The organism is Paraburkholderia steynii, from assembly GCF_900100565.1.
Taxonomy (GTDB): domain Bacteria; phylum Pseudomonadota; class Gammaproteobacteria; order Burkholderiales; family Burkholderiaceae; genus Paraburkholderia; species Paraburkholderia terrae.
Window position 1 is genome coordinate 432,431 of the sequence record NZ_FNDI01000001.1, and the last position, 23,480, is coordinate 455,910.

The 23,480-nt window shown below is 62.0% G+C and carries 18 protein-coding genes and 2 tRNA genes; 2 read left to right on the forward strand and 18 right to left on the reverse strand.

Translation table 11 applies throughout. The features are described from left to right. Window positions 1–20 precede the first annotated feature (20 nt). Window positions 21–5,930 (reverse strand): excinuclease ABC subunit UvrA, encoded by a 5,910-nt coding sequence (uvrA, locus tag BLT65_RS01960; RefSeq protein ID WP_091774350.1) that lies wholly within the window; start codon window positions 5,928–5,930, stop codon window positions 21–23. A gap of 802 nt (window positions 5,931–6,732) precedes the next feature. Between uvrA and BLT65_RS01965 the strand changes: the two genes are divergently transcribed. Beyond that, entirely contained in the window at window positions 6,733–7,017 is a 285-nt protein-coding gene (locus BLT65_RS01965; RefSeq protein ID WP_091774352.1) for a DUF3303 domain-containing protein, read from the forward strand. A gap of 154 nt (window positions 7,018–7,171) precedes the next feature. Here BLT65_RS01965 and BLT65_RS01970 read toward each other — a convergent pair. The 15 genes from BLT65_RS01970 to BLT65_RS02045 form a co-directional block, all read right to left on the reverse strand. Next, window positions 7,172–7,248 (reverse strand) — tRNA-Pro (locus BLT65_RS01970). 72 nt (window positions 7,249–7,320) lie between these two features. Beyond that, entirely contained in the window at window positions 7,321–7,725 is a 405-nt protein-coding gene (locus BLT65_RS01975) for a MerR family transcriptional regulator (protein ID WP_090835402.1), read from the reverse strand. Between the two features lie 54 nt (window positions 7,726–7,779). Then, complete coding sequence (locus BLT65_RS01980; RefSeq protein ID WP_042311292.1) at window positions 7,780–8,190, reverse strand: integration host factor subunit alpha; 411 nt, start codon at window positions 8,188–8,190, stop codon at window positions 7,780–7,782. A 54-nt stretch (window positions 8,191–8,244) separates the two neighbouring features. Further along, a complete protein-coding gene (gene pheT, locus BLT65_RS01985) occupies window positions 8,245–10,677 on the reverse strand; it encodes a phenylalanine--tRNA ligase subunit beta (RefSeq protein ID WP_091774354.1) in 2,433 nt (810 codons plus the stop codon). Between the two features lie 169 nt (window positions 10,678–10,846). Continuing rightward, on the reverse strand, window positions 10,847–11,860 hold the full coding sequence (gene pheS, locus BLT65_RS01990; RefSeq protein WP_167306436.1) for a phenylalanine--tRNA ligase subunit alpha: 1,014 nt from the start codon (window positions 11,858–11,860) through the stop codon (window positions 10,847–10,849). Window positions 11,861–12,020: 160 nt separating this feature from the next. Further along, window positions 12,021–12,380, reverse strand: a complete 360-nt coding sequence (rplT, locus tag BLT65_RS01995) for a 50S ribosomal protein L20 (protein WP_004192938.1) — start codon at window positions 12,378–12,380, stop codon at window positions 12,021–12,023. 29 nt (window positions 12,381–12,409) lie between these two features. Next, window positions 12,410–12,607 carry a 50S ribosomal protein L35 gene (gene rpmI / locus BLT65_RS02000; RefSeq protein WP_006052501.1) on the reverse strand — a complete coding sequence of 66 codons (198 nt, stop codon included), beginning with the start codon at window positions 12,605–12,607 and terminating at the stop codon, window positions 12,410–12,412. A gap of 251 nt (window positions 12,608–12,858) precedes the next feature. Then, entirely contained in the window at window positions 12,859–13,383 is a 525-nt protein-coding gene (gene infC, locus BLT65_RS02005; protein WP_079482295.1) for a translation initiation factor IF-3, read from the reverse strand. Between the two features lie 48 nt (window positions 13,384–13,431). Next, the gene (gene thrS, locus BLT65_RS02010; RefSeq protein WP_042311288.1) at window positions 13,432–15,339 is read right to left on the reverse strand and encodes a threonine--tRNA ligase; all 1,908 of its coding nucleotides are present in this window, start codon (window positions 15,337–15,339) and stop codon (window positions 13,432–13,434) included. Between the two features lie 282 nt (window positions 15,340–15,621). After that, window positions 15,622–15,698, reverse strand: a tRNA-Val gene (locus BLT65_RS02020). A gap of 98 nt (window positions 15,699–15,796) precedes the next feature. Next, entirely contained in the window at window positions 15,797–18,037 is a 2,241-nt protein-coding gene (locus BLT65_RS02025) for a RelA/SpoT family protein (protein ID WP_042311355.1), read from the reverse strand. Window positions 18,038–18,098: 61 nt separating this feature from the next. Continuing rightward, window positions 18,099–18,452 carry a RidA family protein gene (locus BLT65_RS02030; protein ID WP_035990403.1) on the reverse strand — a complete coding sequence of 118 codons (354 nt, stop codon included), beginning with the start codon at window positions 18,450–18,452 and terminating at the stop codon, window positions 18,099–18,101. Window positions 18,453–18,558: 106 nt separating this feature from the next. Then, window positions 18,559–19,479: an alpha/beta fold hydrolase gene (locus tag BLT65_RS02035; protein ID WP_091774899.1), complete on the reverse strand. Its 921-nt coding sequence runs from the start codon at window positions 19,477–19,479 to the stop codon at window positions 18,559–18,561. Window positions 19,480–19,671: 192 nt separating this feature from the next. Next, window positions 19,672–20,313, reverse strand: coding sequence for a CoA transferase subunit B (locus tag BLT65_RS02040; RefSeq protein ID WP_042311285.1), 642 nt, complete (start codon window positions 20,311–20,313; stop codon window positions 19,672–19,674). A 2-nt stretch (window positions 20,314–20,315) separates the two neighbouring features. After that, window positions 20,316–21,020: a CoA transferase subunit A gene (locus tag BLT65_RS02045; RefSeq protein WP_007585457.1), complete on the reverse strand. Its 705-nt coding sequence runs from the start codon at window positions 21,018–21,020 to the stop codon at window positions 20,316–20,318. A 314-nt stretch (window positions 21,021–21,334) separates the two neighbouring features. Here BLT65_RS02045 and BLT65_RS02050 point away from each other — a divergent pair, with 314 nt between their 5' ends. Further along, complete coding sequence (locus BLT65_RS02050; protein ID WP_042311283.1) at window positions 21,335–21,880, forward strand: PAS and helix-turn-helix domain-containing protein; 546 nt, start codon at window positions 21,335–21,337, stop codon at window positions 21,878–21,880. Between the two features lie 67 nt (window positions 21,881–21,947). Here BLT65_RS02050 and BLT65_RS02055 read toward each other — a convergent pair whose 3' ends face one another. Together BLT65_RS02055 and BLT65_RS02060 are read right to left on the reverse strand one after the other, a co-directional pair. Continuing rightward, window positions 21,948–22,376 carry an acyl-CoA thioesterase gene (locus tag BLT65_RS02055; RefSeq protein WP_091774358.1) on the reverse strand — a complete coding sequence of 143 codons (429 nt, stop codon included), beginning with the start codon at window positions 22,374–22,376 and terminating at the stop codon, window positions 21,948–21,950. A 206-nt stretch (window positions 22,377–22,582) separates the two neighbouring features. Next, entirely contained in the window at window positions 22,583–23,359 is a 777-nt protein-coding gene (locus BLT65_RS02060; RefSeq protein WP_035990385.1) for an SDR family oxidoreductase, read from the reverse strand. Between the last annotated feature and the right edge of the window lie 121 nt (window positions 23,360–23,480).

A 23,480-nucleotide genomic window follows, 5' to 3' on the forward strand; every position in this document is an offset into this window, starting at 1 on the left:
GCCGCGCCGCCTTTGCTACGTCAGCCTGCACTCACACGCGCGCCCTCTACTTGTTCGCCAGCGTCACCCGCTACCCTTGCGAGTACCGGCTCCAGAGCCCGTCCCGTATGGCTCGCCGCGACGCGCACCAGGCCTTCGGGATCTGTCGACGCGACGATCGAGCCGCCACCCACACCACCCTCGGGTCCGAGATCGATGATCCAGTCCGCTTCGGCGATCACATCGAGATCGTGCTCGATCACGACAACGCTGTGCCCCGCGTCAGCGAGCCGATGCAGCACGCGAATCAGCTTCGCGACGTCGGCCATATGCAGGCCGACAGTCGGTTCGTCGAGCACGTACAGCGTGTGGGGCGCCTTTTGTCCGCGGCGTGTGATGTCGTCACGCACCTTGCTGAGTTCGGTGACCAGCTTGATGCGCTGCGCCTCGCCGCCCGACAGCGTCGGCGACGGCTGGCCGAGCGTCAGATAGCCAAGGCCGACGTCTTTCATCAGTTGCAGCGGGTGCGCGATGTTCGACATCGGCGCGAAGAAGTCGACGGCTTCGTCGATTTCCATCGTCAGCACGTCGCCGATATTCTTGCCGCGCCACGTCACCGCGAGCGTTTCCGGATTGAAGCGCTGACCATGGCACACATCGCACGGCACCTTGACGTCGGGCAGGAAGCTCATGCCGATCGTGCGCACGCCTTGTCCTTCACACGCCGGGCAACGGCCGTCGCCCGTGTTGAACGAGAAGCGCGATGCCGTGTAGCCACGCGCCCGCGCTTCAAGCGTATCTGCAAACAGACGTCTGATGGTGTCCCATACGCCAATGTACGTGGCAGGACACGAGCGCGGTGTCTTGCCAATCGGCGTCTGGTCGACTTCGAGCACGCGGTCGATCGGCTCGAAGCCGCTAATCGATTCGCAGCCCTGCCACGCATGCGCGACGTTCAGCGACGGCCGGGGCGCGCTGCGTGCGAGCACGCTCGAACGACGGTTCGCAGCGGGCGCCTCATCCGTTTGCGCGGCCTTGCGCGCGCGGCGCACGGCGGGCGACGACAGCACCGACCGGCCGACGGCATCGAGCAGATTCGTCATTAGCACATCGCGCGCGAGAGTCGACTTGCCTGACCCGCTCACACCCGTCACGGCGACGAGACGCCCGAGCGGAATGCCGACGGTTACGTCGCGCAGATTATGCAGCGTTGCGCCATGCACGGTGAGCCATCTCTCCGGCACGGCGGGCGCGCGTTTTGTTGCGAGCGAAACAGGACGCCGCGCTTGCAACGGATGCAGAATCGGCTGTGCGAGAAACTGACCTGTCAGCGAATTCGACTGCGCGGACAGATCGCCGACGCGCCCCTGCGCGACCAGCGTGCCGCCGCGCTTGCCCGCGCCCGGACCAATATCGATGATGTGATCCGCGCGGCGTATGGTGTCCTCGTCATGCTCGACGACGACTAGCGTGTTGCCCTTGTCGCCGAGCTTGCGCAGCGCGTTCAGCAAAATCTGGTTGTCGCGCGGATGCAAACCAATGGTCGGCTCGTCGAGCACGTAGCAGACGCCCTGCAGATTGCTGCCAAGCTGCGCCGCGAGACGGATGCGTTGCGCTTCGCCGCCCGACAGACTCGGCGCTGCCCGGTCGAGGCTCAGATAACCAAGACCCACTTCTTCAAGGAACTGCAGGCGGCTGCCGATTTCACTGATCACGTCGCGTGCGATTTCCGCATCGCGCCCGGTCAGTTCGAGTTCATCGATCCAGCGTCGCGTATCCGTCACGGTCCACTGCGCCACGTCGACGATCGACGTTTCGCTGAACGATACAGCGCGAGCGGACGGATTCAGACGCGTGCCGTGACAATCCGGACACGGCTCGTCGACGACGCCCTCCGGTTCCTGCTCGTCCGACGGCAAAGTCTGTTCGCGGCCGCGGTTGTCGTCGACCAGGACCGTGTCGTCATAGGCGGCGCGCTGTTCGCGGGTCAGTGCGAGACCCGTGCCGACGCATGTGGAACACCACCCGTGCTTGCTGTTGTACGAAAACATGCGCGGGTCCAGTTCGGGATAACTGGTGCCGCACACAGGACACGCGCGCTTGACCGACAGCACCTTCACTTCGCCGACATGCGCGGTCGGCCCGTTGCGGGTCATCGCGTGTTCGAGGCCGTCGAGCGGCGCGAGCAGATGGATCACGCCCTTGCCCGCTTCGAGCGTTTCGTCGAGCAGACGACGCAGTTCGGCTTCCTTGTCCGCCGACACCACAACGTCGCCAACCGGCAATTCGATCGTATGCTCGCGGAAACGATCGAGCTTCGGCCACGGATCGACGGGCACAAACTCGCCGTCGACACGCAAGTGCGAATTGCCGCGCGCTTTCGCCCACTTTGCGAGGTCGGTATAGACGCCCTTGCGGTTCACGACGAGCGGCGCAAGCAGTCCGACATGATCACCTTTGTGATCGCGCATCAACTGCGCGACGATCGACTCGACGCTTTGCGACGTGACGGGCGCGCCGTCGTGAATGCAATGCTGGATGCCGAGCTTCACGTACAGCAGACGCAAGAAGTGCCATACCTCCGATGTCGTCGCGACCGTGCTCTTGCGGCCCCCGCGCGACAAACGCTGCTCGATCGCAACGGTGGGCGGGATGCCATACACGGCGTCAACTTCGGGCCGGCCGGCGGGCTGCACGATGGAACGCGCATAGGCATTCAGCGATTCCAGATACCGGCGCTGCCCTTCGTGGAACAGGATGTCGAATGCGAGCGTCGACTTGCCCGAACCGGAGACGCCTGTGATGACGTTGAACTTTCCATGTGGAATATCGACGTCGAGCGCTTTGAGGTTGTGCTCGCGCGCATTGACGATACGCACGACGTCTTCGCCTTCCACCGCACGCCGCGCGCGCGCCGCGGTCAGCGCCGTCTGGAGCGGCATGCCATGTGCGGCGGCTTCCGCCTTTTCGGCCGCCTCGGTCGGCTCGATGGCGAGCCCCATCGCGCGGTCGTATTGCACGAGCGCTTCGCCTGTGTGCGAACCCTGGCATTGCTTGACGTCTTCCGGCGTACCCGCGCACACGACGATGCCGCCGGCATCGCCGCCTTCGGGACCGAGATCGATCAGCCAGTCAGCCGCACGGATCACGTCGAGATTGTGCTCGATCACGATCAACGAATGACCGCCCGCCAGCAGCTTGCCGAACGCCTGCATCAGCTTGGCGATATCGTCGAAGTGAAGGCCAGTGGTCGGCTCGTCGAACATGAAGAGGCGCGCCGCCGGCACCTGCTTCGCACTGCGTGCCGTCTTCGCCTGAGCGGTTTCCGCCAGAAAGCCCGCGAGCTTCAGACGCTGCGCCTCGCCACCCGACAACGTCGGCACCGGCTGGCCCAGTTTCACGTATTCGAGACCGACATCGACGATAGGCTGCAACACGCGCAGCACTTCGCCATCCGCGGCGAACAGGGTGACCGCCTCGTGCACGGTCAGTTCGAGCACGTCCGCGATGCTCAGCGCGCGACCGGCGCGCTCGATCTTCACCTCGAGCACTTCGGGCCGGTAACGGCTGCCGTCACAGTCCGGACAACGCAAATAGACGTCGCTCAGGAACTGCATTTCAATATGTTCGAAGCCGGAACCGCCGCAGGTTGGGCAGCGGCCGTCGCCGGAATTGAAGCTGAACACGCCCGCGCCATAACCGCGTTGCAGCGCGAGCGGCGCCTTCGCGAACAGCTTGCGGATTTCGTCGAAAGCGCCGACGTAGCTTGCGGGATTCGAGCGCGTAGTTTTGCCTATCGGCGACTGGTCGACGAATATGGCGTCGCTGATCTGCTCGACGCCCGTCAGACTGCGGTGCGCGCCCGGCGATTCCGTCGCCTTGCCGAGTTGCCGCGCCAGCGCGGGATACAAGACGTCCTGGATCAGCGTCGACTTGCCGGACCCTGATACGCCCGTCACGCACACGAGACGTTGCAACGGAATGTCGACCGTCACGTCGCGTAGATTGTGCTGGCGCGCGCCTTCGAGCACGATGCGCGGTGTGCTTGTGTCGACCGGCCGACGTGCCCAGTGCGCGGCATCCGCGACGTGCTTGCGTCCGCCGAGATACTCGCCCGTCAGCGTGCCCGCCGAGCGGATCTTGTCCGGCGCGCCGTCGTAGATGATCGTGCCGCCGCGCTCGCCCGGGCCCGGGCCCATGTCGATCAGGCGATCGGCGGCGAGCATCACGGAAGGATCGTGTTCGACGACGACGAGCGTATTGCCCGCATCGCGCAGCCGATGCATCGCTTCCACGATTCTGTTCAGGTCGCGCGGATGCAGGCCGATGCTTGGCTCGTCGAGCACGAATAGCGTCTTGGTCAGCGACGTGCCGAGTGCCGTGGTCAGGTTGATCCGCTGCACTTCGCCGCCCGACAGCGTACGGCTCTGACGATCGAGCGTGAGGTAGCCGAGGCCGACGTCACACAGATATTTGAGGCGCGTGCGCACTTCGGCGAGCAACAGCTTCAGCGCGTCGTCGAGCAGCGCGCTCGGCAACGTGATCTCGTCGAAGAAGCGTCGGATGCGTTCGATGGGCAGCAGCATCAGGTCGTGTACCGTCAGCCCCGCCAATGCTTCGAGCTGCGCACGATTCCAGTCGACTCCGCGCGGCATGAAACGCCGTGCCGCCTCCAGCACTCCGTCCGCATTCTGTTTCGAACCTAGTCGCCACAGCAGCGATTCCGTCTTCAGGCGCGCGCCGCCGCACGTCTCGCAAGGCGTGTAGCTACGGTACTTCGACAGCAGCACGCGAATATGCATCTTGTACGCTTTCGACTCCAGATAGCCGAAGAAGCGCTTCACGCCATACCACTGTTTCTGCCACTCGCCGTCCCATTCCGGCGAGCCGTTTATCACCCAGTCGCGCTCGGCTTCCGTGAGCTCGGACCAGCGTGTGTCGCGGCGAATGTTGGCCTTCGCCGCGTAGCGCATGAGGTCGTCCTGACACTCCTTCCATGCGGGCGTCTGCATCGGCTTGATTGCGCCGCCGCGCAGCGTCTTGCGCTCGTCCGGAATCACAAGGCCGAGATCGACGCCGATCACCCGCCCGAAGCCGCGACATGTATCGCACGCGCCATAGGCCGAATTAAACGAGAACAACGCGGGCTGCGGATCGGCGTAGCGAAGATCGCTGTCCGGATTGTGCAGCCCCGTGGAGAAGCGCCAGATCGGCGGCTCGGCTTCTTCGCCCTCTTGAGACTGCGACAGCACGTAGACGTTGACGCGCCCGCCGCCGCGTTTGAGCGACGCCTCGATAGCCTCGACCACACGCGCTTTTTCGACCTGATGCAGACGGAAACGGTCGGCCACGACGTCGAGCACCTTGCGCATGCCTGTGGGCGACGCGACCTCGCGCTGCGCCTGAACACGCGTATAGCCGCTCGCGGAAAGCCATTGCTCGACTTCCGCCTCGCTCGTCGATTCCGGTAGCTCGACCGGAAAAGTCACGACGATGCGCGGGTCGTCATTGGTCGTGCGGGCGTCCAGGTCGGAGTAAATCGTCTCCGGCGAATCGTGCCGGACCGGCTGAGCGGTCTTGCGGTCGAACAGTTCCGCCGCACGCGCGTAAAGCAGCTTCAAGTGGTCGTTCAGTTCCGTCATCGTGCCGACCGTGGAGCGGGAACTGCGCACCGGGTTGGTCTGGTCGATGGCGATGGCGGGCGGCACACCGTCGACGCGGTCGACCTGCGGCCGGTCCATCCGGTCGAGAAACTGGCGGGCGTACGCGCTGAACGTTTCGACGTAGCGCCGCTGCCCTTCGGCATACAGCGTGTCGAACACGAGACTCGACTTGCCCGAGCCCGACGGCCCCGTCACGACGGTCATTTCGCCCGTGTGAAGGTCAAGGTCGACGTTCTTCAGGTTGTGCTGGCGTGCGCCACGAATTCGGATCGTTCCGTTAGATGACAATTTGCCTGTCCGTCTGAATGAGTTGGCCGGGGCATGATGGCCGGCCGTTTGCGGCCACGCGTGCTCGTGCGGCGAAGTTCGTGCGGCGCGCGTAGCCGAGATAGCTGGTGGCCGCCGCGCCGGATAGGTGAATACTATACTGTATGTTTATACAGTTTTGCACGCCGATTGCACGACGATAACGCTGCGAACGGCATAAGCCAAATGACCAATGTGTGACGCGGTGAACTTCGTGCGGTTCAGCGTGGAATCGAGTCAATCCTGGCGCAGGCTCGCGCCGCGTGCGTCATGTGCCGACGCGCAACGCAAAAGAAAAACCCGGTGGAGCACCGGGTTCGAATGGCCGTCCCCCACAGCCTTCGGGCGAAGGCCGCGCGGCCGCTTACCACACGCCATCTGTCACCTTGCGGCGGTCGAATGCGCATCGACGATGGTCTTCGTCTGGTTCGCCCCCCGGCGGACCACGAAGCGTCGGACGACTCCTCGCAGCACCTCATGCATCGTCCGAACGCTCGAACAATGTATGAGCGCAGGCTTAACGGAAACTTAAAGCGCGACGCGCTTGCTGGACGGGATGCGGTAAGGCGCACAGAAGCCCCTCAAATACTCCGTGCTTGCGGCTGGAAGTTCGATGCGGGGTGCCTATCATTCTTTGGAACGCCGAGGTGGCGGCATCGGGTTGTGGATTCAGTAGGATGAATCTGCACGCGGTGCGGGCTCCCGAGCGCCGCAATCCGCAGCGCCCGTCCCGGTGACGGCTCGCCACTGGCCGGCATCGCCGCGATTGAAGTGGAGGTGCGCAATGAAGTTCATTGTTCAGTGGAACGGGCAGCCAACAGCACAGCAATCGGCCGTCGAGCGCTTCATGAAAACGGGCGGCGCCCTACCGCCCGATGGCATCACGATGCTTGGACGCTGGCATTCGATCGGCGAGTTGAGCGGCTGCGCGATCGTCGAGTCCGACAGCACCGCACCGATGGCCGCATGGATGCTGCAATGGGGCGATATCTTTACGTTCAGGATTTCGCCCGCCGTCACCGACGAGGAACTCGGGGCAGCGTTGGGTGCGTTTCTGGCGCAGAAGTGAGGTGCTGCTGCGTTTGGCGATCGCGTTGATCCCGCGGGACATCGATTAATCAGGATGACGATGCAGTTCGATGTTTATCCGGAACACGCGCAGAACGGCGGCGCAAAAGAAAAAAGGACTTACGGCATGACACCGTAAGTCCTTTTTGTCTTTCTGGTCGGGGCGAGAGGATTTGAACCTCCGACCACCTGCACCCCATGCAGGTACGCTACCAGGCTGCGCTACGCCCCGAAAGAACGAAAGTATAACAGAGCCTTCTGACGAATAGAACTGCAACAATCAATCTCGATACAACTAAATCGTTCAATGCCCGAGCAGGTCGATCACTTGCAGCAACTCCTTGCGCAACTGATCGACATCGACCGTGGCCGTGGTCGCAGTCGGTTGCATGACCGTACCTTCGACCACTTCGCCCTCGCCTTCCGCGGCTTGACCAGCGCCATGCGCATCGAGCCGGTTGCGCGCGCCGTTGATCGTGAAGCCCTGCTCGTACAGCAGTTCACGGATCCGCCGGATCAGCAGCACCTCATGATGCTGGTAGTACCGGCGATTGCCCCTGCGCTTCACCGGACGCAACTGCGTGAACTCCTGCTCCCAATACCGCAGCACATGCGGTTTCACACCGCATAGTTCGCTGACTTCACCGATCGTGAAGTAGCGCTTCGCGGGAATCGGAGGCAAGACGACTTTTTCGATCGTCGCTGTCATCGTCAGTTAGCGGTCGGATAACCGTCGTAGTGGTTGCGCGGGCGCGCGAATCGATCAGCGCGCGAAGCTCTCTTCAGCGCCGTTCTCAACCAGCGCCTTCAGCTTTTGACTTGCGTGGAACGTCACGACGCGGCGCGCGGCGATAGGAATCGCCTCGCCCGTTTTCGGATTTCTGCCCGGACGCTGTGGCTTGTCGCGCAACTGGAAGTTGCCGAAGCCGGACAGCTTGACGCTGTCGCCACTCTCCAACGCGTCGCGAATTACCTCGAAGAATGCTTCGACCATGTCCTTCGCTTCCCGCTTGTTGAGCCCGACGTTGTCGAACAGCAGCTCGGCAAGCTCAGCCTTGGTGAGCGTCGGCGCTTCGCCCGACGCGCTGGAGGTTGAGGTAGGGATATCGCGGATCATGGCGCTACGCTGCGCCGTAAGAAGGGCTTCGAAATCACTCGAGTTCATTTCATTCATATCTGTCAAATGGCGCGTCAACCTGAACGGAACTTGCGGAACAGCCGTTATCGGTTATCCGCGCAACCGGGCGCCATATACTCGAGCAAGACGATCCACCAGAGTCTGAATGGCCAGATCGACCGTTTCATCCTGAAGGGTGCCACCAGTATCTTGCAAGGTTACACGGAACGCAAGGCTTTTCTCGTGTACTGCCAGCCCGCCGGAAGTATTTGATTTTGCACGAAATTCATCGAAAAGCGCAACCCTTTGAATGGTCTTGCAAGCCTCGTCCGAAAGCGCCTTTTGCATCTCGTCAAAGAGCGCCTGAACTTCGATTTTCTGATCAACGACGATCGCGATATCGCGCCGCACGGGCGGGAATTTCGACACTTCCGTCGGGGTCGGCAGCGCGCGCTGCATCAGCGCCTCTGCTTCCACTTCGAACAGGATCGGCGCATGCGGCAGGTCGTACTTCTGCATCCAGCGCGGATGCAGTTCGCCAATCCAGCCGATGGCGCGGCCATCGATTTCGATGCGCGCGCTACGTCCGGGGTGCAACGCAGGATGTTCAGCCTTCACGAAGCGCGCGACGGCAGGGGCCAGCAACGCTTCGAGATCGCCCTTCACGTCGAAGAAGTCGACGGCACGCGTTTGCGCGCCCCACTGCTCTTCGACCACGGGACCATACGCGAGCGCGCCGAACATCTTCGGTTGCGCGAAGCCTTCGACGGCCAGTTCACCCGCCTTGATCGATGCGTCCGGGAGGAACACGCGGCCCGCTTCGAACACGCGAATGCGGTCCGCGCGACGGTTCAGATTATGGCGCAGCACGTTGATCAGGCTGCCGAACAGCGTAGTGCGCATCACCGACAGCTGGCTCGCGATCGGATTCAACAGGCGCACCGGCTTGTCGTTGCCCGCGAAATCCTGCTCCCATTCGGCATCGACGAAACTGAAGTTCACTGTCTCCGCGTAATCGCGCGCCGCGAGCGCGTGACGCAGCGTGTGAACGGAGCGTTGCGTTTCGTTCGTACGGCGCATCTCGCTGCGCGCGACGGGCGGGTTCGCCGGAATCTTCTCGAAGCCGTAAATGCGCGCGACTTCTTCGATCAGGTCCTCTTCGATTTCGATATCGAAGCGATATGGCGGCGGCGTCACGAGGAAGTCGTCGCCTTGGCGGTCGAACGGCAAGCCAAGGCGCGTGAAGATCTGCGCGATTTCGTCAGCGCTGATCGCCACGCCGATGATGCGGTTCGCGCGCGCGACACGCATCTTGACGGGCTCGCGCTTCGGCACGTTGACGATCTGATCGTCGACGGGGCCGGCCTCGCCGCCGCAGATGTCGAGAATCAGCTGCGTGATCCGTTCGATGTGCTCGACCGTCGTCGAATAGTCGACGCCCCGTTCGAAGCGATGGCCCGCGTCCGTCGAGAAGTTATAACGGCGCGAACGGCCACGAATGCTATCGGGCCACCAGAACGCGGCTTCGAGATAGATGTGGGTCGTATCGAGCGTGACGGCCGTGCTGTCGCCGCCCATGATGCCCGCGAGGCTTTCGATGTGGTGATCGTCGGCGATCACGCCAACCGTTTCATCCACTTCGACCGTGTTGCCGTTCAGCAGCTTGAGCGACTCGCCGGGCTTGCCCCAGCGCACGTCCATGCTGCCGTGAATCTTGTCCAGATCGAACACGTGCGACGGACGACCGAGTTCGAGCATCACATAGTTCGAAATGTCGACCAGCGCCGAAATGCTTCGTTGACCGGAACGTTCGAGACGCTCGACCATCCACGCCGGCGACTTTGCGCGCGCGTTGACGCCACGGATCACGCGGCCCGAGAAACGGCCGCACAGGTCCGGCGCCGAAATCTTGACGGGCAGCGTTTCGTTGAGCTTGACCTCGACGGGCTTGATGTCGAGCGGACGCAGCGGCGCGCCCGTGATCGCGGCCGTCTCGCGTGCGACGCCGAACACCGACAGGCAATCCGCCTTGTTCGGCGTCAGCTTGATCTCGAACACGGTGTCGTCGAGGTTCAGCGTTTCGCGGATATCCTGGCCGATCGGCGTATCTTCCGGCAGGATCAAGAGGCCGCTATGATCTTCCGACAGCTTCAGTTCACGCGCCGAGCACAGCATGCCTTCGCTCTGTACGCCGCGCAGCTTCGACAGCTTGATCTCGAACGGCGCGCCGCCCTCTTCGGCGGGCGGCAGTTGCGCGCCCACCAAGGCGACGGGCACCTTGATGCCGGGCGACACGTTCGGCGCGCCGCACACGATGTTCAGCGTCGCGCCCGTGCCGGCGTCGACCTGACACACGTTGAGCTTGTCGGCGTCCGGGTGCTTGACGACTTCGAGCACGCGGCCCACGACGATCTTCGACGTCGGCGGCGCAGCGGGACGCAGGTCTTCCACTTCGAGACCGGCCATCGTCAGGGCGTGCGACAACTCGTCCGTCGTCAGTTGCGGATCGACAAAGGTTCTGAGCCAGGATTCCGGGAATTGCATGGTTCTGTACGTTCTAAACAGGTTGTGTCCGCATCCGGGCAGTATGTCGACAATGTCGGCACCAAGCCGGAGGCGCTGTTTGCGGCGTGGCACTCAGGTTGCCGAATGCCATGCCGCTCTCGTCGCGTGCTTAAAGCCTGTTGGCTCGCGCTCTACGCTTAGGCTCGCCTCAGGCGAACTGGCGCAGGAAGCGCAGGTCGTTTTCAAAGAACAGACGCAGGTCCTGAACGCCGTAACGCAGCATCGTCAAACGCTCGAGGCCGCTGCCGAATGCAAAGCCGATATAGCGCTCGGGGTCGAGGCCCATGTTGCGGATCACCGTCGGGTGAACCTGACCCGAGCCCGAAATTTCGAGCCACTTACCGGCGTTCTTGCCATGCTCGAACATCATGTCGATCTCGGCTGACGGCTCGGTAAACGGGAAGTACGACGGACGGAAGCGCACGAGAATATCGTCGCGCTCGAAGAATTTCTTGAGGAAGTCGGAGTAGACGCCCTTCAGGTCGGCGAAGCTGATGTTCTCGTCGATCCACAGGCCTTCGACCTGGTTGAACATCGGCGAGTGCGTCGCGTCGCTGTCCACGCGGTACGTGCGGCCGGGCACGATCACCTTGATAGGCGGCGTGTTGGTGCGCGCGTAGCGGACCTGCATCGGGCTGGTGTGCGTGCGCAGCAGCAACGGACGGCCTTCGGCATCCTTGCCGTCGACGTAGAACGTATCTTGCATTGAACGCGCCGGATGGTTTTCCGGGCTGTTCAGCGACGTGAAGTTGTACCAGTCGGTTTCGATCTCCGGGCCGTCGGCCACATCAAAACCAATCGTACGGAAAATCTGTTCGACGCGCTCCCACGTGTGCATCACGGGGTGCAGACTGCCCGTGCCCGCGCCGCGGCCGGGCAAGGTGACGTCGATGGCTTCGGCGGCGAGACGCTGGTTCAGCAGCGCGTCGGCAAGCGCCTGGCGGCGCGCCGTCAGCGCGGCTTCGACCTGCTGCTTGACGATGTTGATCCGCGCGCCTTCCGTCTTGCGCGTTTCGGGATCGAGCTTGCCGAGACCCTTCAACAGTTCCGTCAGTGCGCCCGACTTGCCGAGAAAGCGTGCCTTCTCGTTTTCGAGCGTGGTGACGTCGGAGGCTTGTTCAAAGGCGCTTTTTGCGTCGGCGACAATCTGGTCCAGATCCATTGATCCCATCTTTTCAACGTCAGTATTCAATCGAAGTAAAACTGGCTCGACCAACAAAAAAGGGGCTCGGTGAGGAGCCCCGTTTTTTGTTGCAGCGTCACCGAGACTACCGGATTGTCCGCTGCAACGAACCACGCAGTACTAGATGCTAACAGCGCACTCAGGCTGCAACGGCGGCTTTCACCTGCTTGACGATCGCAGCAAAAGCAGCCTTGTCGAACACAGCCATGTCGGCCAGCACCTTGCGGTCGAGTTCGATCGACGCCTTCTTCAGGCCGTTGATGAACACGCTGTACGTCATGTCGTGCTGACGCACCGCCGCGTTGATACGCGTGATCCACAGTGCGCGGAACACACGCTTCTTGTTGCGGCGATCGCGGTAGGCGTATTGGCCTGCGCGCATAACCGCCTGCTTGGCGATGCGATAGACGTTATTGCGGCGGCCGCGGTAACCCTTGGCCAGGTTGATGATCTTCTTGTGGCGGGCCCGTGCGGTAACCCCACGTTTGACTCGAGGCATGTTTCGCTCCTATGAGTGTCGGTTAAGGGTTAGGCGAACGGCAGCATCGCGCGTACGGAGTTCAGATCGGAATCATGAACTGCCGTGGAGCCGCGCAGGTGACGCTTGTTCTTGGTGGTCTTCTTGGTAAGAATGTGGCGCTTGAAGGCTTGACCGCGCTTGACGGTACCGCCCGGACGAACCACGAAGCGCTTTGCAGCGCTCTTCTTGGTCTTCATCTTCGGCATGACAACTACTCCATTATTTGATGGACATGGGTGTGCGGTTGGCCCAGAAAGCCCTCATCCGCCCTTTGAAACCCACTCCACTTGGTATGCAGACGGCCTGAGCTGCTGACCGCTGCTTTTCAGGAAGAACGCACGCTGTAAAACTGCGAGCGCATTCCGAAACCTGCTTGCACACGCCGCCTTCGACGACGCGCGACTCAAACTTTCCGACAAACGCGCCGCGCACATTGAGATGCGCAACAAACGTCTGCTTACTTCTTTTTCTTCGGTGCCAGCACCATGATCATCTGGCGGCCTTCCATCTTCGGCATCTGCTCGACCTGACCGACTTCATCCAGATCGGTCCGCAGACGCTCGAGCATGCGCATGCCGATTTCCTGGTGAGCCATTTCGCGGCCACGGAAACGCAACGTGATCTTCGTCTTGTCGCCATCTTCAAGGAAGCGGACGAGATTGCGCAGCTTGACGTTGTAGTCACCGTCATCCGTACCCGGCCGGAATTTGACTTCCTTGACCTGGATGACCTTCTGCTTGAGCTTGGCCTCGTGCTGCTTCTTCGCTTCCTGGTACTTGAACTTGCCGTAGTCCATCAGGCGGCAGACGGGCGGAACCGCTTGCGGCGCGATTTCAACCAGGTCCACGTCCTGCTGTTCCGACAGGCGGAAAGCATCAGCCAGTTTTACGATGCCGAGCGGTTCGTTGTCGATCCCGACCAGACGCACCTCGGGTGCTGTAATTTCACCGTTGATGCGATGCGACGACTTATCAGTAGCGATGTTACGTTTCCTCTAAAAATTAAAAAAACGAGCCGCGCTGCCTAGTGGTTACTTGAACGTCTGCACGTCCTGGCGCAGACGCTCGCTGAAGGCATCGAGGGACATCACGCCCAGATCGACGCCGCCACGGGCACGCACGGCTACCGTTTGTGCATCACGCTCTTTGTCGCCGACGACCAGCAAATACGGGACCTTCTCCAGCGTGTGCTCGCGTATTTTATAGCTAATCTTCTCGTTGCGCAAATCGGCCTCCACTCTAACCCCTTGTTTTTGCAACGATTGGGCCAGAGATTGTGCGTATTCCGCCTGACTTTCCGCGATATTCATCACGACGACCTGCATCGGCGCCAGCCAGGCAGGCATTGCACCGGCATGGTGCTCGATCAGAATGCCGAGGAAACGCTCCATTGATCCGACGATTGCCCGGTGCAGCATGATCGGGCGGCGGCGGCTATTGTCCTCCGCCACGTACTCGGCGCCGAGGCGCTCCGGGAGCACCATGTCGAGCTGAAGCGTACCGCATTGCCACGAACGGCCGAGCGCATCCTTGATGTGATATTCGACCTTCGGACCGTAGAACGCGCCCTCGCCCGGCAATTCTTCCCAGCTCACGCCGCACGCCGTCAGCGCATCGCGCAGACCCTGCTCCGCGCGATCCCAGGTTTCATCCGTACCCGCGCGCGCGTCGGGACGCAACGACAGCTTGATCTCGACGTTGTCGAAGCCGAAATCCTTATAGACGCTCATCGCAAGCGTATTGAACGCGATCGATTCGCTGATGAACTGGTCTTCGGTACAGAAAATATGCGCATCGTCCTGGACGAAGCCGCGCACACGCATCAGACCGTGCAGCGCGCCCGACGATTCGTTCCGATGGCACGAGCCGAACTCCGCATAACGCAGCGGCAGATCGCGGTACGAACGCAAGCCATGATTGAACACCTGCACGTGACCCGGGCAGTTCATCGGCTTGATCGCGTAGTCGCGCTTTTCCGACTCCGTCGTGAACATGTTTTCACGATAGTTCTGCCAGTGACCCGACGCTTCCCACAACGAGCGGTCCATGATCATCGGCGTCTTGATTTCGAGGTAGCCCGCATCGTTCACGCGACGGCGCATGTACTGCTCGACCTGCTGCCACAACGTCCAGCCGCGCGGATGCCAGAACACCATGCCCGGCGACTCGTCCTGCATGTGGAACAGGTCGAGCTGCTTGCCGAGCTTGCGGTGATCGCGCTTTTCCGCCTCTTCGAGCATGTGCAAATACGCGTCCTGATCTTCCTTCTTCGTCCAGGCCGTGCCGTAGATACGCTGCAACTGCTCGTTCTTCGAGTCGCCACGCCAGTACGCGCCCGCGAGCTTCATCAGCTTGAAGACCTTCAGCTTGCCCGTCGACGGGACGTGCGGACCGCGGCACAGGTCCGTGAAACCGCCGTGCGAGTACAGCTTGATCTCGTCGCTGGCGGGAATCGATTCGATGATCTCAGCCTTGTACTTTTCGCCGATGCTCTTGAAGTACTCGACCGCTTCATCGCGCGACACCACGCGGCGCGACACCGGCTCGTCCTTCTTCGCGAGTTCCTGCATGCGCTTTTCGATCTTCTCGAGATCTTCGGGCGTGAAGGGACGGCTATACGAAAAGTCGTAGTAGAAACCGTTGTCGATCACCGGCCCGATCGTCACCTGCGCCTCGGGAAAGAGATCCTTCACCGCGTACGCGAGCAAATGCGCCGTTGAATGGCGAATGATGTCGAGGCCATCGGCGTCCTTGTCCGTGACGATCGCGAGCGAGACATCGCGATCGATCAGCGCGGACGTATCGACCAGTTCACCGTCGATCTTGCCGCCAAGCGCCGCCTTCGCGAGACCAGGGCCGATCGAGGCCGCCACTTCGGCGACGGTCACGGGATGCTCGTACTGTCGAACAGAACCATCGGGCAGTCGTATCGAAACCATTGCGTTCTCCGTAATGCCGGCCGGCGGCACAGGCAACAAGACGTAAAGACAAAAATGCGGACAAAAAAAATGCGGCCCCGCTTTCGAGGGGCCGCATTCACTTTTCTGCAAACTGCAGCAAACAACAAGGGCGAAAGTGGTCCTCGACTAGCGTCGCTCCGAAACAGTTCCGGTCAACGTTCGCGGTGTCATAACCATGTTCGCTTGATTCGCCATTTACGCCGAAGCGCTCATTGCTACTTGCGTTTGCGAAACATCGGCAAGCCGAAGTTTCAGATTCGTTGGTAGGCTCGATTGGACTCGAACCAACGACCCCCACCATGTCAAGGTGGTGCTCTAACCAGCTGAGCTACGAGCCTAGAGAAACGAGATTATATGGAGCGTAGAGAAAGTTGGCAAGCATTTTTATGCGGCGACATCAAAATCCAAATGCCGGCTTCGCGCAGGGCCAGCATCTTCATTTGCGCGTGGCCCTGACGACGCCCGCTACTTCGCCCAACATCGCGCACGCGCGCTGGATCTGCGCCGCGCTCGATACTTCCACCGTGAACTGCATGAACGCCGCGTTGCGCCGCGACTGCGTCTTTACGCCGACCACGTTCATCTTCTCGCGCGCGAAGACTTCGGAGATGTCGCGCAGCAGACCTTGCCGGTCGGTGGCTTCGATCGAGAGATCGACGGGATAGACCGACTTGCCGCGTCCGCTCATCACGTCCGCGGACCAGGCCGTTTGCAGCACGCGTTCCGGCGCGCGTTCGGCCATGCGCTGGAACGTCGGGCAATCGCTGCGATGTATCGACATGCCCTTGCCGCGCGTGACGAAACCCGCGATGTCGTCGGGCGGCGCTGGGCGGCAGCAGCGCGCGAGCTGCGTGAGCAACGCATCGACGCCGACGACGAGCACACCCGTCGACGCGCCATGCGCGACGCTCGCGCCGCTGCTGCGCTTCTCGAACTGCTCGGGCGCTTCGACGACGGGCTCGGCGGGCGGCGCATCGTTCAGCGCCTGCTCGACGAGCCGCAAGCTGAACTCTTCCTTGCCGACCACCGAGAACAGATCGTCGGTGGACTTGAAACCAAGCTTCGCAGCAAGCTGATCGAGATTGACCGACGTCTTGCCTTCGCGCTGCAAGGTCTTTTCGACCATCGCACGCCCCGTTGCGATGTTCTCCTGCACTTCGACCGCATTGAACCACGCACGCACCTTCTGGCGCGCGCGGTTGCTTTGCAGATAGCCGAGCTGCGGATTGAGCCAGTCGCGCGACGGACCGCCCTCTTTCACCGCGATGATCTCGACCGTCTGCCCGTTCTGCAACGGCGTGTTCAACGGCACCATCGCACCGTCGACGCGCGCTCCGCGGCAACGATGTCCCAGTTCGCTATGCAGGTGATACGCGAAATCGAGCGGCGTCGCACCTTGCGGCAGCGGAAGCACACGCGCCTGCGGCGTAAGCGTATAGATATGGTCGTCGTCGAGCGTCGCCTGGCGAAGCTGCTCCCACGGTCTGGCAGCGCCCTTCTCACCGGGCTTGCCTTCGGACACATCGTCCTTCCACGCAAGCAGCTGACGCAGCCATGCGATCTTCTCGTCGTACTTCTCGCTGGCTGTGAACTGGCCGCCGTACCCGCGCGTGCCCGCTTCCTTGTAACGCCAGTGCGCAGCCACGCCATATTCGGCGAACTGATGCATTTCCTGCGTGCGGATCTGCACTTCGAACGCGCGGCCGTCATCGCCGATCACGACCGTGTGCAACGACTTGTAGCCGTTCGGCTTGGGCCGCGAAATGTAGTCGTCGAATTCCCTCGGCACCGGCTGCCACAGGTTGTGTACGATGCCGAGCACCGTGTAGCAATCCTTGATGTCCGGCACGATGACGCGAAACGCGCGCACATCGTAGAGCTCGGAAAAGTCGAGTTCCTTGCCGCGCATCTTGCGCCAGATGCTGTAGATATGCTTTGGCCGGCCGCTCACCTCGGCGTTGATATGCGCGGCCGCCAGCTCCCGTTGCAGCTGCGCGATCGCCTCGGACACATAGGTTTCGCGCTCGACGCGCTTCTCGTCGAGCAGCTTCGCGATCCGCTTGTAAGTTTGCGGCTCCTCGAAGCGAAACGCGAGGTCTTCGAGTTCCCACTTCAATTGCCAGATGCCGAGCCGGTTTGCGAGCGGCGCGTAGATATCGAGCGTCTCGCGCGCCACGTCAGGGGTAGGCGTGATCTTCGCCGCAGCGTAATAGCGCAACGATTGCAGCCGCGAAGCAAGCCGGATCAGCACGACGCGGATGTCCTGCGCGAATGCGAGCAGCATCTTGCGCAGCGCCTCCACCTGCGCGCGGCGCGCGGCCTGCGCATCGCGGCCGGCTTCGGGCATCGCGTTCTGCGCCGCACGCATGCTCACGGTGCCGAGCCGCAGCAGCTTGCGCACGTCGCCGACCAGTTGCGCGACTTCCTCGCCGAAATTGTCGGCGATGGTCTGCTCGGGATTCGCCAGATGCGGCGTCAGCGAGAACAACGCTGCCGCCAGCACTGCAGGCGGATCGACGTTCAGCGTGCGCATGATAGCGGCCGTGCCCGCGGCATGGTCGGCGAGCGGCTCGCCCGACGACAGGCGCGCATCGCCCGCGTGCTCGCGCACGAACGCGAGTGCGTCGTCGAAGGACGGCGTTGGGTTCGGAGCGGTCGTGACGGTGTCGGTGTTCATCATGCGGCGGCCCACGGCATACGCGGGCGCTCAGACAAATGCTTGAAACGCGATGGCGTGCCTAGCTGCGCTGCGCGGCGACGACGACCACTTCGACGAGGCACTTCGGGTTGGCGAGCTTCGCCTCGACCGTTGCGCGTGGCGGCGTGTTGCCTTGCGCGACCCACTCGTCCCATGCCGCGTTCATGCCGGCGAAATGCACCATGTCCGAAATGTAGATCTGCACCGACAGCAGCAGCGACTTGTCGCTGTTGACTTCACCGAGCAGACGGTCGATGTGGCCCAGCACTTCGCGCGTTTGACCGACGATGTCCTGATCGGTGTCCTCGGCGATCTGGCCAGCAAGATAGACCGTGCCGTTATGCACAGCGGTTTCCGAAAGACGCTTGCCGACGTGATGACGAATGACTGCCATGAAATGTCCTGTCCGTTGAGATAATAAAAAACGAGGCTGTGCGGCGATGCGTTATGCGTGCGTCCGATCCTTCAAGATCGGTCAACGCCGCCGCGCCAATCTCATATTATGACGCGTCAGCGCCGTCCCCGATAAAGAACCGTTTCACGATATCAATCTGATCAGCGGAGAGAAAGGCTGGCGCATGGCCCACACCGGGGATTTCGACGCTCGACACATTGCGCCCCTTCTCGATCATCTGCGCGACGGTTTCGCGCGACAGCAGATCCGATTGCTCGCCGCGCACGACGAGCACGGGCCCCTCGATTGCCGCAAACGAGTGCCACAGCGCCGCCTCGCCGAGCGCCGTCAGTTCGGGCGTGGTCTTCGTGAACGGCTCCGCGATGCGCGGGTCGTAGCGAAAGCGCCATGCGCCGTCACGCTCATGCACGAGCGGCGAATTGATCTCGCGCCACTCTTCCGGCGTCAACGGCCCGAACGATTGCGCGAGCAACGCAGCATGATCGATCACTTCCTGCTGCGTGGCGAACGACACCGGCTGCCCCAGATAGCTGCCGATACGCTCGAGCGCGACCGGCTCGACATGCGGGCCGACGTCATTGACGATCATCTTGCGAATGGGTGAGTCTTTCAGCCCGGCGAAGGCCATGCCGATCAGCCCACCCATCGACGTGCCGAACCAGTCCACCGACTCCACACCGAGCCGCGCAACAAGCGTGACCATGTCGCCGACATACTGCGGAATCGCGTAGTAAGCGGGATTGGCAAGCCACGACGACAAGCCGCGCCCGACCACATCAGGACACACCACGCGATACACCGACGACAACGCCGCCGCGACCCGGTCGAAGTCACGACCCGAACGCGTGAGGCCATGCACGCAGACCAGCACGCGCGGGTTGTCGGGCGCGCCCCATTCGGTGTACGCGATACGATGCAGGCCCGCAGGGCTCGCGCATTGAACGTAGCGCTGACGGGGCACGGCGGAATCGATTGCAGACGAAACGGCGAAGGGCGTGGCGGTCATCAGGATTCCCTCGATCGAAAAGGCAGCGTGCAAACGCGCACGGAACACGATCGATTCTAAACCGCTTCGCCTTGATCACTCATCGGTCAAACGGCATAGGACAAAAGCACAAAACCAAATGAAAAGCGGGCGCGACCTGCATCGCACCCGCTCCACGTCAATCCAATCCGGCGTGAAGCCGGATGAAACAAATCAGCCGACTGCGCTCGTATCGAGCGGCGCGCCCGTCTTCGCCTTGATCTCGTCGACAGTGACACCGTCGGCCAGTTCGACCAGCTTCAGGCCGCCATCGACCACGTCGATCACGCCGAGGTCGGTGATGATCCGGTCGACCACGCCCACGCCCGTCAGCGGCAGCGTGCATTCCTCGAGAATCTTGTGCTGGTCGCCCTTCGCGACGTGCTCCATCAGCACGACGACCTTCTTCACGCCCGCGACGAGGTCCATCGCGCCGCCCATGCCCTTGATCATCTTGCCCGGGATCATCCAGTTCGCCAGATCGCCCTTCTTGCTGATCTGCATGGCGCCCAGAATGGCCAGGTTGATGTGGCCGCCGCGAATCATCGCAAACGAATCGGCCGACGAGAAAATCGACGAACCGGGCAGCGTCGTCACGGTCTGCTTGCCGGCGTTGATGAGATCGGCGTCGACTTCTTCTTCATACGGCGACGGGCCGATGCCGAGCAGGCCGTTTTCCGATTGCAGCCACACTTCCATGCCCGCGGGCACGTGGTTGGCGACGAGCGTCGGCAGGCCGATGCCGAGGTTCACGTAAAAGCCGTCCTGCAGTTCCTGCGCCGCGCGCGCGGCCATCTGGTCACGATTCCAAGCCATGGTCATTCTCCTTTCGCGCGGACGATGCGTTGTTCGATACGTTTTTCGGGGTTCGCGTTCAACACGATACGCTGCACGAAAATGCCCGGCGTGTGGATCGCGTCCGGATCGAGTTCACCCGTCTCGACGATCTCTTCGACTTCCACGACCGTGATCTTGCCGGCCATCGCGCACATCGGGTTGAAGTTGCGCGCGGTGCGACGGTAGATCAGGTTGCCCGACTTGTCGGCCTTCCATGCCTTGACGAGCGCGACGTCGGCCGTCAGCGAATGTTCCAGCACGTAGTGGTTCTCGCCGAACTGGCGCGTTTCCTTGCCGTCCGCGATGATCGTGCCGTAGCCCGTGTTCGTGAAGAACGCCGGAATGCCCGAGCCGCCCGCACGCAGCTTTTCGGCGAGCGTGCCTTGCGGCGTGAATTCCAGCTCGAGTTCGCCCGCCAGGTACTGGCGTTCGAATTCCTTGTTCTCGCCGACGTACGACGAGATCATTTTCTTGATCTGGCGCGTTTCCAGCAGCAGCCCGAGGCCGAAGCCGTCGACGCCCGCGTTGTTGCTGATGCAGGTGATGCCCTTGACGCCCGAATCGCGCAGGGCGGCGATCAGCGCTTCGGGAATGCCGCACAGGCCAAAGCCGCCGACAGCGAATGTCTGGCCGTCCTTGACGATGCCTTCGAGCGCGGACGCCGCGCTTGCGTAGACTTTGTTCATCAGTGTGTCCCTTCCTTGATTGGATACCCGAAAATCCGGATCGATGCGACGCCGTTCTTATATCGACTGGCTGCGTGTTCCTGTGCGCTTTCGCGCGACCTGAACCGCTTGCCGGGGCGCTTCAGGCCTGGCCCGACACGCCATTCTAGTCATCTGCGGCGAACGGTGGCGTGACATGTGCAAAACATTGCAAACCGGTGCTCACGCACGCCAACCGCGCATCTTGTGATGTGCCGAAAGGGTACGATGCGGCGGCCTTGCGGCACAATACGCAAAAATACATAAGTATTCGTACCGCACTCTGCGCTGATTTCATGCCCGAACTGGATTACCAAACCGCTTTTCATCTCGCGCCGATCGGTCTCGTCCTGTCGCGCGAACGGATCATCGAAGACTGCAACGACCAGCTGGCCGCGATCTTCGGCCGCTCGCGCGAATCGTTGCTGGGGCAATCGTTCGCGGTGCTGTATCCCTCGCCCGACGAGTTTGAGCGCATCGGCGAACGCATTCCGCCCATCATGACCGCGCAAGGCAGCTACGCCGACGACCGCATCATGAAGCGCGCCAACGGCGAGCTGTTCTGGTGCCACGTGACGGGCCGCTCGCTCGACCGCGCGATGCCGCACGCAGCGGGCGTCTGGACTTTCGAGGATCTCAGCGCGACACGGCGCGTCGCCGTCGAACTGACGCCGCGCGAGCGCGAAATCGCCGCGCAACTGGTGACGGGGAAAACGAGTAAGCAGATTGGCCGGATTCTCGACATCAGTTCGCGTACCGTCGACGTCTATCGCGCGCGGCTGATGCGAAAATATGACACGGGCAACGCGACGGAACTGTTGCAGCGCCTGCTCGGAAACTGACTTCCGCTTGCAAATCGGGGAGCGGGGAGCGGCGCCGGTCGTGACAGCCGGCGCGCGCGGATGACGCTCAGGCCTTCACGAGATGAGCGCTTTCGATTGTCGAGCGCAGCAGATCCGGAATCGGCACCGACTTGCCCGCCGCGTAGTCGATCCACACACACTTCGCATTGCCGCGCGCATACAGCGTGTCAGGATCGTCCGCGCGATACAGCTCGAAGCCCGTGTCGAAGCTGCTGCGCCCCGGCACGCCGACCGTCATGCGGCCGATCACGTCGCCCGGATAGTGCAGCTGCTTCAGAAATTCCATCGATGCGTTGACGATCACGGGTCCCTGCCCTTCGCCATTGCCGCCGGCGATGCCGAGCTGCTCGAACCAGGAAATCCGCACCTGCTCCATGTAACGGAAATAGACCGTGTTGTTCACATGGCCGAATGCGTCCATGTCGCCCCAACGGATCGGCATCGACAACTCAAAAACAGGGTGGTAATCGCTCATTGCACTTCTTCTACGGTTTAAATCGGGGAAACGGAACGGCTGGGCCGCACTCTGCTTTGGCCGCACTGCATGGCGCGGCGGCCAGATTCGACTGCGCAACGCGCCGCGCGATGCGGACGTTGCACAAGGGTGTCAATGATCGCGCGTTTCGCGTTTTTCTGCTCCGAGCGTCGCGAAACGCGTGGTTTTCAGCGGGTTCGCGCCCTTCACGACAGGCCGAAGCCGTCGTCGGCGGCGATCACCGAGCCGTTGATGAACTGCGATTCGTCGGCGGCGAGCAGCAGCAACAGCCCATCGAGATCTTCCGGCTTGCCGACGCGATGTCGCGGCAGCATCGAAATCAGCTTCTGCCCCTGATCGGTCGACCAGTGATGATGATTGATCTCGGTATCGATGTAACCGGGGCAGATCGCGTTCACGTTGATGCCGTGCCGGCCCCACTCCTGCGCCATCGCCTTCGTCATATGTACGACGGCCGCCTTGCTCATCGAGTAAAGCCCGATCTGCGGCAGCACGCGCAAGCCCGCCACCGAGGCAATATTGATGATCCGGTACGACGGCTTGTTAGTGGCGCCACAACGCATGATCATTCGCTTGGCCACTTCCTGCGCGACGAAGAAGGCGCCGCGCGTGTTCGTATCGAACACGTATTCGAAGTCGGCGGGCGTCACCTCCGTCAGCTTTTGCGTCGTCGAGACGCCCGAGTTGTTGACGAGGATATCGATCGTGCCCGCCTCGGTCTCGGCATGCGCGACGGCCGACTTGATGCTCTGATAATCGGTCACATCGAGCGAAACGACGTGCGCCGCGCCGCCCGACGCCTCGATCTCGGCGCGCAACTCCTTCAGGCGTTCGATTCGTCGGCTTGCCAGCACGACCTTGGCGCCCGCTTGCGACAGCACCATGGCAAACCGCTTGCCGAGTCCACTCGACGCGCCCGTAATCAGCGCCACCTTGCCTTCCAGATTGATCGAACGGCCCATTGTCGTTTTCCTTGGAACGTGGATGTGACGGGATAACATGTCCACGCATCGCGCAGGGCATGGCGTAATTCCCAGTTCACAATAATAGAACGATCGTGCTAATCTCGCCTCATTGTGTTGC

What these genes read in the sequence shown, in the direction of transcription:
- BLT65_RS01965 (WP_091774352.1), top strand. Translation starts at nt 6,733, where the DNA reads ATGAAGTTCATTGTTCAGTGGAACGGGCAGCCAACAGCACAGCAATCG.
- BLT65_RS01975 (WP_090835402.1), bottom strand. Translation starts at nt 7,725, where the DNA reads ATGACAGCGACGATCGAAAAAGTCGTCTTGCCTCCGATTCCCGCGAAG.
- BLT65_RS01980 (WP_042311292.1), bottom strand. Translation starts at nt 8,190, where the DNA reads ATGAATGAAATGAACTCGAGTGATTTCGAAGCCCTTCTTACGGCGCAG.
- pheT (WP_091774354.1), bottom strand. Translation starts at nt 10,677, where the DNA reads ATGCAATTCCCGGAATCCTGGCTCAGAACCTTTGTCGATCCGCAACTG.
- pheS (WP_167306436.1), bottom strand. Translation starts at nt 11,860, where the DNA reads ATGGATCTGGACCAGATTGTCGCCGACGCAAAAAGCGCCTTTGAACAA.
- rplT (WP_004192938.1), bottom strand. Translation starts at nt 12,380, where the DNA reads ATGCCTCGAGTCAAACGTGGGGTTACCGCACGGGCCCGCCACAAGAAG.
- rpmI (WP_006052501.1), bottom strand. Translation starts at nt 12,607, where the DNA reads ATGCCGAAGATGAAGACCAAGAAGAGCGCTGCAAAGCGCTTCGTGGTT.
- thrS (WP_042311288.1), bottom strand. Translation starts at nt 15,339, where the DNA reads ATGGTTTCGATACGACTGCCCGATGGTTCTGTTCGACAGTACGAGCAT.
- BLT65_RS02025 (WP_042311355.1), bottom strand. Translation starts at nt 18,037, where the DNA reads ATGAACACCGACACCGTCACGACCGCTCCGAACCCAACGCCGTCCTTC.
- BLT65_RS02030 (WP_035990403.1), bottom strand. Translation starts at nt 18,452, where the DNA reads ATGGCAGTCATTCGTCATCACGTCGGCAAGCGTCTTTCGGAAACCGCT.
- BLT65_RS02035 (WP_091774899.1), bottom strand. Translation starts at nt 19,479, where the DNA reads ATGACCGCCACGCCCTTCGCCGTTTCGTCTGCAATCGATTCCGCCGTG.
- BLT65_RS02040 (WP_042311285.1), bottom strand. Translation starts at nt 20,313, where the DNA reads ATGGCTTGGAATCGTGACCAGATGGCCGCGCGCGCGGCGCAGGAACTG.
- BLT65_RS02045 (WP_007585457.1), bottom strand. Translation starts at nt 21,020, where the DNA reads ATGAACAAAGTCTACGCAAGCGCGGCGTCCGCGCTCGAAGGCATCGTC.
- BLT65_RS02050 (WP_042311283.1), top strand. Translation starts at nt 21,335, where the DNA reads ATGCCCGAACTGGATTACCAAACCGCTTTTCATCTCGCGCCGATCGGT.
- BLT65_RS02055 (WP_091774358.1), bottom strand. Translation starts at nt 22,376, where the DNA reads ATGAGCGATTACCACCCTGTTTTTGAGTTGTCGATGCCGATCCGTTGG.
- BLT65_RS02060 (WP_035990385.1), bottom strand. Translation starts at nt 23,359, where the DNA reads ATGGGCCGTTCGATCAATCTGGAAGGCAAGGTGGCGCTGATTACGGGC.